Annotated in this window: 8 protein-coding genes; 1 reads left to right on the forward strand and 7 read right to left on the reverse strand. The window is 69.8% G+C overall.

The window, feature by feature from the left end; all coding sequences use genetic code 11:
- Nucleotides 1–26 precede the first annotated feature (26 nt).
- From ACFU7D_RS26565 to ACFU7D_RS26595, 7 genes are read right to left on the reverse strand one after another with little or no spacing between them, the layout of a single operon-like run.
- Nucleotides 27–1,196 (reverse strand): acyl-CoA dehydrogenase family protein, encoded by a 1,170-nt coding sequence (locus ACFU7D_RS26565; RefSeq protein ID WP_378873039.1) that lies wholly within the window; start codon nucleotides 1,194–1,196, stop codon nucleotides 27–29.
- Entirely contained in the window at nucleotides 1,193–3,106 is a 1,914-nt protein-coding gene (locus ACFU7D_RS26570) for a biotin carboxylase N-terminal domain-containing protein (RefSeq protein ID WP_378873041.1), read from the reverse strand. Before ACFU7D_RS26570 ends, ACFU7D_RS26565 begins: the two co-directional genes overlap by 4 nt.
- Before the next feature lie 5 nt (nucleotides 3,107–3,111).
- Nucleotides 3,112–4,683: an acyl-CoA carboxylase subunit beta gene (locus ACFU7D_RS26575; protein ID WP_378873043.1), complete on the reverse strand. Its 1,572-nt coding sequence runs from the start codon at nucleotides 4,681–4,683 to the stop codon at nucleotides 3,112–3,114.
- Nucleotides 4,680–5,813: an acyl-CoA dehydrogenase family protein gene (locus ACFU7D_RS26580; RefSeq protein ID WP_378873045.1), complete on the reverse strand. Its 1,134-nt coding sequence runs from the start codon at nucleotides 5,811–5,813 to the stop codon at nucleotides 4,680–4,682. Before ACFU7D_RS26580 ends, ACFU7D_RS26575 begins: the two co-directional genes overlap by 4 nt.
- Nucleotides 5,810–7,519, reverse strand: a complete 1,710-nt coding sequence (locus ACFU7D_RS26585; protein WP_378873047.1) for an acyclic terpene utilization AtuA family protein — start codon at nucleotides 7,517–7,519, stop codon at nucleotides 5,810–5,812. The genes ACFU7D_RS26580 and ACFU7D_RS26585 overlap by 4 nt, the downstream gene beginning before the upstream one ends.
- On the reverse strand, nucleotides 7,516–8,310 hold the full coding sequence (locus ACFU7D_RS26590; RefSeq protein WP_378873049.1) for a TIGR03084 family metal-binding protein: 795 nt from the start codon (nucleotides 8,308–8,310) through the stop codon (nucleotides 7,516–7,518). Before ACFU7D_RS26590 ends, ACFU7D_RS26585 begins: the two co-directional genes overlap by 4 nt.
- Complete coding sequence (locus tag ACFU7D_RS26595) at nucleotides 8,307–8,906, reverse strand: TetR/AcrR family transcriptional regulator (protein ID WP_378873051.1); 600 nt, start codon at nucleotides 8,904–8,906, stop codon at nucleotides 8,307–8,309. Before ACFU7D_RS26595 ends, ACFU7D_RS26590 begins: the two co-directional genes overlap by 4 nt.
- 114 nt (nucleotides 8,907–9,020) lie before the next feature.
- On the opposite strand from ACFU7D_RS26595, the gene ACFU7D_RS26600 reads away from it, so the two are divergent.
- Nucleotides 9,021–9,380, forward strand: coding sequence for a VOC family protein (locus ACFU7D_RS26600; RefSeq protein ID WP_378873053.1), 360 nt, complete (start codon nucleotides 9,021–9,023; stop codon nucleotides 9,378–9,380).
- The last annotated feature ends 74 nt before the right edge of the window (nucleotides 9,381–9,454 follow it).

A 9,454-nucleotide genomic window follows, 5' to 3' on the forward strand; every position in this document is an offset into this window, starting at 1 on the left:
CCCTGTTTCTGTTCTCTGGTGCGGGATCAGTAGGACTTCGGGAGCCCCAGGGTGTGCATGGCGATGTAGTTGAGGATCATCTCCCGGCTGACCGGGGCGATCCGGCCGAGGCGGGCGGCGACGAGCTGGTTGGCCAGGCCGTACTCGACCGTGAGGCCGTTGCCGCCGTGGGTGTGGACCGCGGCATCGGTGGCGTTGCAGGCGACCTCGCCGGCGGCGTACTTGGCCATGTTGGCGTACTCGCCCGCCCCCGCGTCGTCACCGGCGTCGTAGAGCGCGGCGGCCTTCTGCCACAGCAGGCGAGCCTGCTCCAGCTCGATCTTGACCTTCGCGAGCGGGTGCGCGATGCCCTGGTGGGAGCCGATCGGGGCGTCCTTCCAGACCGAGCGGTCCGCGGCGTACGCCACTGCCTTTCCAAGCGCGTAGCGGGCCATGCCGCAGGAGAGGGCGGCGCCCATGATCCGCTCGGGGTTGAGGCCGGCGAAGAGCTGCCAGATGCCGCCGTCCTCGTCGCCGACGAGGGCGTCTGCCGGGAGGCGTACGTCGTCGATGAAGAGGGTGAACTGCTTCTCCGGCGCCTCCCAGGCCATCGGGATGACCTGCTTGGTGAAGCCCTCGGAGTCGGTCGGGACCACGAAGAGGGCCGGCTTGAGCTTGCCCGTCTTGGCGTCCTCGGTCCGGGCCACGATGAGGACCGAGTCGGCCTCGTCGACGCCGGAGATGAAGGTCTTCTGGCCGTTCAGCACCCAGCTGTCGCCGTCACGCTTGGCCGTGGTGGTGATCTTGTGGGAGTTGGAGCCGGCGTCGGCCTCGGTGATGCCGAAGGCCATCAGCAGGCTCCCGTCGGCGATGGCGGGAAGCCAGCGCTTCTTCTGCTCCTCGGTGCCGCAGCGGCCGATGATCGAGCCGCAGATCGCGGGGCTGACGACCATCATCAGCAGCGGGGCGCCGGCGGTCGCGGCCTCCTCGAGCACCGCGGCCAGGTCGCTCATGCCGCCGCCACCGCCGCCGTACTCCTCGTCGATGTTGACGCCGAGGAAGCCGTGGCGGCCCATCTCGAGCCACATCTCGGTCATCTTGCCGCCCTCGCGGGCCTGCTTGGCGACGAAGTCGTGGCCGTACTTCCCGGCCAGCTTCGCCACCGCCTCGCGCAGCGCGGTCCGCTCCTCAGGCTCACTGAATGCTGTTGCGGTCATGCTGTCTCCTCCTCGACGACGGCCAGCACCTCGCCGGCGGCGACCTGGGTTCCTGGTGTGACGTTGATCTGGGTGAGTACGCCGTCGGTCGGCGCGGTCACGGTGTGCTGCATCTTCATCGCCTCCAGGACCAGCAGCGGCTGGCCCTCTTCGACACTGTCACCCGCCTCGGCGAGCACGCTGACGACCGACCCCGGCATCGGCGCCAGCAGGCTCCCGGGCTGGGCCTGGGTGGCCGGGTCGGTGAACCTCGGACGCCTCCTCAGCGCGGTGTGCCCGAACGAGGAGTCGATATCGACCTGATCGCCCTCGATCGAGACCGCGTACGTCGTGCGCAGCCCGTCCTTCTCGAGCACAACCCGCTCTTGACCTGCGTCGATGACCTCGAAGCCGTCGACGCGATAGCCGGCGCGGGTGCCGTACCACTCGGCGACGAGACCGTCCTCGGACCCGTCCTCGAAGACGGTCCGCTGCGGCTGGTTGGTGACGTTGCGCCAGGCGACCGGGACCCCGGGCCGGCGGGTCCGCTCAGCCAGGGCGATCGCGGCGGCCACCGGGGCACCGGGGTCGTCGACCGTTGAAAGAAAAGTCTCTTTCGCGAGCAGGGCGGTGGTGACCTCGCCGCTCCGGAACGAGTCCGAGCCGAGGATCCCGACCAGCTGCTCCCGGTTGGTCACCAGCCCGTGGATCTTGGCCGTACGCAGCACCGAGACCAAGCGCCGGATCGCGGCGTCCCGGGTGGCCGCGTGCACGATCACCTTCGCCAGCATCGCGTCGTAGAACGTGCTGACCTCGGAGCCCGACGCGTAGCCGGCATCGACCCGCGCGTCCCCAGGGAACTCCAATGCCGTCAACGTCCCTGATTGGGGCTGATAGTCCGCCGCAGGGTCCTCGGCGTAGAGCCGCACCTCGATCGCATGCCCATCAACCCCGCTGGTTGAGCCGCCGGAGCCGCTAAGCGAAGGCGTGTCGAAACCAACACCTCCACCTTCCGCGACCGCGATCTGCAGCTCCACCAGGTCCACCCCGTGCACCAGCTCGGTCACCGGGTGCTCGACCTGCAGGCGCGTGTTCATCTCCAGGAACCAGAACCGCTCGGTGGCCGCGTCGTAGAGGAACTCGACGGTCCCGGCACCGCGGTAGTCGATCGCCGCGGCAGCGTTCCGGGCGGCCTCGTGGAGCGCCGACCGGACGGCGTCCGGCAGCAGCGGGGCCGGGGACTCCTCGACGACCTTCTGGTGGCGACGCTGCACCGAGCAGTCGCGCTCACCGAAGACGGCGACGTTGCCCGCGCCGTCCCCGACGACCTGGACCTCGACATGGCGGCCGGCCTCGACGTACGGCTCGACGAAGACGGTTCCGTCCCCGAAGGCGGACGCGGCCTCGGCCTCGGCCTTGGCGATCTCGGCGCCGAGTGCGTCGAGCGAGCGGACGATCCGCATCCCGCGCCCGCCGCCGCCTGCGGAGGCCTTGACCAGCAGCGGGAGGTCGGACTCGACGGGCGAAGCCGGCGCCTCCAGGACCGGGACCCCGGCAGCGGCCATGATCTTCTTGGCCTCGATCTTGGAGCCCATCTGCTCGATCGACGCAGGGGAGGGTCCGATCCAGACCAGACCGGCAGCCTCGACGGCGCGCGCGAAGTCGGCGTTCTCCGACAGGAACCCGTAGCCCGGATGGATCGCGTCGGCACCGGCCACCTTCGCCGCCTCGATGATGAGGTCGGCGCGGAGGTAGGTCTCGGCAGGGGCGTTGCCGGGGAGGCGTACGGCATTGTCCGCCTCCGCCACGAACGGCAGGTCCGCGTCGGCGTCGGAGTGGACCGCGACGGTCTCGATGCCGAGCTTGCGGGCGGTGCGGAAGACGCGCGAGGCGATCTCGGCGCGGTTGGCGACCAGAATTCGGTTGATCATGGCACTCACATCCTGAAGACGCCGAAGTTCATGGCGCCTTCGACGGGTCGGGTGGCGATGGCGGAGAGGCAGAGGCCGAGGACGGTGCGGGTGTCGCGCGGGTCGATGACCCCGTCGTCGTAGCCGAGGCCGGAGAGGAACATCGGCAGCGACTGCTCCTCGACCATCCCCTCGACCATCTCCTTGACGCCCTTGAAACCCTCGGCGTCGAAGACCTCGCCCTTCTTCTCGGCCGACTCGCGGGCGACGATCTCCATCACGCCGGCGAGCTGGGCCGGCCCCATCACCGCGGACTTCGCGGAGGGCCAGGTGAAGAGGAAGCGGGGGTCGTACGCACGGCCGTTCATGCCGTAGTTCCCCGCGCCGTAGGACGCGCCCATGATCACGGTCAGGTGCGGGACGGTGGAGTTGGAGACCGCGTTGATCATCAGGGCACCGTGCTTGATGATGCCGCCCTGCTCATACTCCGTGCCGACCATGTAGCCGGTGGTGTTGTGCAGGAAGAGCAGCGGGGTGTCCTTCTGGTTGGCGAGCTGGATGAACTGCGCCGCCTTCTGGGCCTCCTCCGACATCAGCACGCCGCGCGCGTTGGCGAGGATGCCGATCTCGTAGCCGTGCAGCCGCGCCCAGCCGACGCAGAGGCTCGATCCGTAGAGCGGCTTGAACTCGTCGAACGCAACCTCGTTGTCGGGGCCGGTCCCGTCGACGATCCGCAGGATCGCCTCACGGGGATCGAACGGCTCCTTGAGGTCGGTCGGGATCAGGTCGAGCAGGCCGTCGGGGTCGAGCTCGGGCTCATAGGACGCCTTCGGCTCCGGGCCGCGCTTGCGCCAGTTGAGCCTGGCCACGACCCGGCGTGCCTGTCGGATCGCGTCGTGCTCGTCGACGGCGAGGAAGTCCGAGGAGCCGGAGATGCGCGAGTGCATCTCCGCACCGCCCAGCGACTCGTCGTCGGTGTCCTCGCCGGTCGCCATCTTGACCAGCGGCGGGCCGGCCAGGAAGACCTTCGCCCCCTCCTTGACCATGATCACGTAGTCGCTCATGCCGGGGACGTACGCACCGCCGGCCGTGGAGTTGCCGAAGACCACCGAGACGGTGGGCTGCTTGCGGGCGGAGGCTCTGGTCAGGTCGCGGAAGCCCTTCCCGCCCGGGATGAAGATGTCCTTCTGAGTGGGCAGGTCGGCGCCGCCGGACTCGGTCAGGTTGATCGTCGGCAGACCGTTCTTCTCGGCGATCTCGGCCGCCCGGAAGGAGCGCTTGAGGGAGTAGGGGTTGAGCGCCCCGCCCTTCACCGTCGGGTCGTTGGCGACGATCATGCACTCGACGCCCTCGACCACACCGATGCCGGTGATGATCGAGCCACCGACCGGGAAGTCGCTGCCCCAGCCGATCAGCGGCTGGGTCTCCAGGAACGGGCTGCCCTCGTCCAGGAGCAGCTCGATCCGCTCGCGGGCGAGGAGCTTGCCACGGGCCTTGTGGCGGGCGACGTACTTCTCGCCGCCGCCGGCCGCGGCCTTGGCGTGCTCGGCGTCGAGGGCGTCGATCTTCTCGAGAAGCGCCTCTCTATTTCCGCTCATCGGTCCAGTCCCAACAGCTTGGCGGCCAGGTCCGTCATCACTTCGGTGGCTCCTCCTCCGATCGGCAGGATCCGGGCGTCGCGGTAGTGCCGCTCGACCTCGGTCCCGTGCATGTATCCCGTCCCGCCGTGGAGCTGGACGGCCTGGTCGACGACCCAGGTGCAGGCCTCGACCGCTGTCTGCTTGGCCAGCGCCGCCTCGGCGATCGTGGCCTGGGTCGACCCCTCGCGGTCGTATCTCGCGACCACGGCGTGGGTATAGGCCTTGGCCACCTCGACCTGCCGGTGCATCTCGACGAGCTTGTGGCGTACGACCTGACGCTTGATCAGTGGCTCGCCGAAGGTCTCACGCCGGCGGCAGTATTCGATGGTGAGCGCCAGGCAGCGCGCGGCGGTGCCGTAGCCCTGCACGGCCAGCGCGATCCGCTCGGTCACGAACGCCTCGGCGATGTAGACGAAGCCGGCGTTCTCGTCACCGACGAGATTGGCGGCCGGAACGCGTACGTCCTCGAAGGCGAGCTCCGCGGTGTCGGAGCACTTCCAGCCCATCTTCTCGAGCTTGCGGGTGACCGTGAAGCCGGGGGTGTCCTTGTCGATCACGAGCAGGCTGATGCCGCCGGCGCCCTTCCCGCCCGTGCGTACGGCGGTGGTGACGAAGTCGGCGCGGCAGCCAGAGGTGATGAACGTCTTGGCGCCGTTGACGACGAGCTCGTCACCGTCGCGCGTTGCGGTCGTGCGGAGGTGGGCGACGTCGGAGCCGCCGTCGGGCTCGGTGATCGCGAGGCTGCCGATCTTCTCGCCGGCCAGGGTCGGCCTCACGTATCGGTCGATGAGGTCGTCCGAGCCGTGCCTGGCGATGTGCGGCAGCGCGATCCCGTGGGTGAACAGGCCCGCGAGCAGACCGGACGAGGCGCCCTCGGACATCAGCCCCTCGGTCACCGCGACGGTGTCGGCCAGTCCGCCGCCCTCACCGCCGGCCTCCTCCGGGAACCCGATCCCGAGCAGGCCCTGCTTGGCGGCGGCCTTGTGCAGATCCCGCGGGATCTCCTGGTTGTCCTCCCAGACCTGGAGGTCAGGGAAGACTTCACGGCGGGCGAATTCGGCGCCCAGCTCGAACAGGTCGTTGCTCACAGAAGCTCCTGCGGGATGTCGACAAATCGGCTCCGGGCCCACTCGCCCAAGCCCTTCGCCTGCGGGTCGAACCGTGTCGAGGCGGCTACGCCTTCCCCGAGCAGGTCGTGGATGACGATGTTCACCCCGCGCAGGTGCGGCAGCGGCGTGATGTCGATGGCCAGGTCCTCGGCCTCGGGCAGCAGGTCCCGTACCCACTCCGGGGTGACGGTGTCCAGCAACCACTCGACGGCCGCCTCCGGCTGCCCCTGCGGCACCCAGAGCCCGAGGTTGGCGTCGCCGCCCTTGTCCCCGGATCGGGCATAGACCAGCTCCCCCAGCGCTCGCCGAGAGGTCGCCCCCGTCGGCCGAAGCGTCGCTGCGGTCGGTCGAGTGGTCACATCGCGTGACGTCTCGGCCGACCTAGCCGACGCCTCGGCGTAGGCGAGTGGGGACGGGACCTCGTAGGTCGACCCGTCGGGGAGGTGGACGGTCTCGGTGGCGCGGTCGCGCCGGACGTACGCAGCCTTGTAGATCCCGAACGGAGACGGCCGTCCCGGGGGCGCGGTGACGTGGAAGCCCGGGTAGGAGGCGAGCGCCAGCTCGATGGCCGGGGCGGTCAGCGCGCGACCGACTGCATCGGCGTCCGCGGCGCGTGCGGAGAGCCGCAGGATGCAGGCGGCTCCCTCCTCGGTCGGGGAGTCGGGCGCGGGGATGCGGTAGGTCGACCAGGTGTAGTCGGGCCCGATCGGGAGCTCGGCGTCGAGCTGGTCCCGCAGCCAGGTGGCCTTGGCGTCGATGTCGGGGCCGGTGAGCACGAACTCGGCGGAGTTGCGGTAGCCCCCGAGCGAGTTGACGGCGACCTTGAGCGTGGCCGGCGGCGGGGTGCCCGTCACGCCCGTGATCGCCACGCGGTCGATCCCGACCTCGGAGAGGCGGATCGACGTCAGGTCGGTGGTGACGTCGGGACCGAGATAGAGCGGACCCTGGATCTCGTAGAGCAGCTGTGCGGTGACCGTGTCGACCGTGACCGTGCCGCCGGTCTCGTCCTGCTTGGTGATGATCGAGGAACCGTCGACGGCGATCTCGGCGACCGGGAAGCCCAACGGACGCGCCCGAGCCTGGGGCGACATGGTCAGGAACCCGGAGAAGTTGCCGCCGGTGGCCTGGGTGCCGCACTCGATCACGTGCCCGGCGACCACGGCGCCCGCGAGCTCGTCGTAGGAGTCGCGCTTCCAGCCGTGGTGGGCGATCGCCGGCCCGACGACGACGCTCGCGTCGGTGACGCGACCGGTGACGACGATGTCGGCGCCGGCGTCGAGCGCGTGCGCGATCCCGAAGGCACCGAGGTAGGCGTTCGCCGTCAATGCGTCGGGATGGGAGTCGAGACGACCCCGGAGATCGTCACCGTCGACGTAGGCCACCTTGGCGCGGGTCCCGAGCGCCTCGATGGCGGCAGCGAGACCGGCGGGGTTGAGACCGCCGGCGTTCGAGACGATCTTGACGTCCCGCTGCAGGGCGAGGTCGATGCTGTCCGCGACCTGGCGCAGGAACGTCTTGGCGTAGCCCGTCGTCGGGTCCTTCAGCGTGTCCTTGCCGAGGATGAGCATGGTCAGCTCGGCGAGATAGTCGCCGGTGAGCACGTCGAGCCGACCACCCTCGAGCATGTCCCGCATCGCCGAGAACCGGTCACCGTAGAAACCGGAGCAGTTGCCGATGTTGATCACTTCTTGGCCCTCCCGTCCCCGGTGGGACCGGCGAACGCCTGGGCGATCGTCAGCCACTTCTCGGCGTCGCCGCCGGTGGTCTCCAGCGCGGTGTCGTCGCGGTGGATGCGCTGGGTGACGAGCCGGGCGAAGTCGTACGCCGGGCCGCGGACACTCTGCACCGCATCCTCGGTCCCCCACTCCCAGACCTCGCCCGAGGGTGAGGTGAGGGAGATGCGGAAGGGCTCGCTCGGCGGGGTCAGGCCGTGCACCCCGTAGGAGAAGTCACGGGTGCGGGTGCCGAGGTGGCAGACGTGCTTGATGCGGTCGCTGGGCTCGTAGGTCAGACCGAGCGCCTCGCGCACGTCCAGCCCGTGGGCCCAGGTCTCCATGAACCGAGCGGTCGCCATCGAGGCCGGCGACATCGGCGGACCGAACCAGGGCAGCTTCTTCCCGGCCGGGACGTTCGCGAGCTCTCCGGCGAGCTCGCCACGTACGCCGTCCCAGTGCTCCAACAGGTCCGTCGCCGGCATCGTGGCCAGCGCCAGCGCGGCCTCGTCGACGTAGCCCTCGGGATTCTTGAGCGCCTCGGTGACCAGCTCGTCCCACGCGGTCGCGTCACCCGCCACCCACTCGGTCGCAGCGAGCGCGGCCTCGTCGGTCCAGGCCAGATGGGCTATCTGGGCGGCGACGTCCCAGCCCGCGGCCGGCGTCGGCTCCCGCCAGCCCGCCTCGCTCAGGCCCGCCACCACCTGGCGCAGCTCGAACCCCTCCATCGACAGGTCCTCGAGAAGTTGATCCAGCAGACTCATCGCAGCTCTCTTTCCAAGACCTCGGCCCAGTGATCGAGGATCCGTTCGCGTCGGGCGGCATCGTCGGTAATCGTGTCAGCCAGAGCCAGGCCGCGGACGAGATCGAGCGTGGCCTGCACGAGCTCGCGTACGCCCGGCTTCGTCTCGTCCGCATCCAGCAGCTCGACCGTGGCCCGGTGGAGCTCGCGCCCGATGCGCTGCTCGAGCGGACCCACCGCCGCGGCCAGCTGCTCGTCGGTACGGGCCGCCACCCACAGCTCCAGGGCCGCGGCGAAGACCGGGGAGGTGACCTGCTCGGCAAGCATGGCGAGAACGTGGCGCGTACGCTGCCCGCCCTCCGGAAGCGCCCCGGCGGCCTCCTTCAGCGCTTCGCCTCGGGCCTCGGTGATGTGCTCGACCGCCGCCACGACCAGGTCGTTCTTGGCCGGGAAGTGGTGCAGCTGCGCCCCGCGGGAGACCCCGGCACGCTGGGAGACGAGCGTCGTCGAGGTGCCGGCGAAGCCGCGCTCGGCCAGCAGCTCCACGGTGGCGTCGAGGAGGCGGGCCCGCATCGCGCGGGTGCGCTGTTCCTGAGGTACGCGGGTGGCCTGGCTCACAGGCACGCACTCTGCCGCGCCAGAAACAAACAGTCAACCCTGACTGTATATTTCTGAGACGACGTCACGCCTGGCGGAAGCGGAACGTCCGGAACCGCTCGTAACGTCGGTCCCATGGCTATCGCACGCACTCCTCAGTGGGTCATCGACTGTCCCGACACGGCAGCCCTGGCCACCTTCTACGCACAGCTCCTCGGATGGGAGTCCAAGGTCGACGACGACGGCGGCTGGGCCAGCGCCTGGGGCGACGGCGGATCGCTCGACTTCCAGCGCGTCGACAACTACCAGGCCCCGAAGTGGCCCGGCCAGGACGTACCTCAGCAGACGCATCTCGACGTCACCGTCGACGACCTCGACAAGGCCGAGGCCGAGGTCCTCGCGATCGGCGCCACCAAGCACGAGGTCCAGCCCGGCGAGTCCTTCCGCGTCTTCCTCGACCCCGCCGGTCACCCCTTCTGCCTCTGCCGGGCCTGACCCCCGCCGAGTCGGCAGAAATGGCGAGCCGAGAATGCAGTTGTGGGGGGCGGCACCGGACTGTCGTGGCCCCC

Origin of the sequence: Nocardioides sp. NPDC057577 (assembly GCF_042801335.1) — a bacterium.
Lineage (GTDB): Bacteria > Actinomycetota > Actinomycetes > Propionibacteriales > Nocardioidaceae > Nocardioides.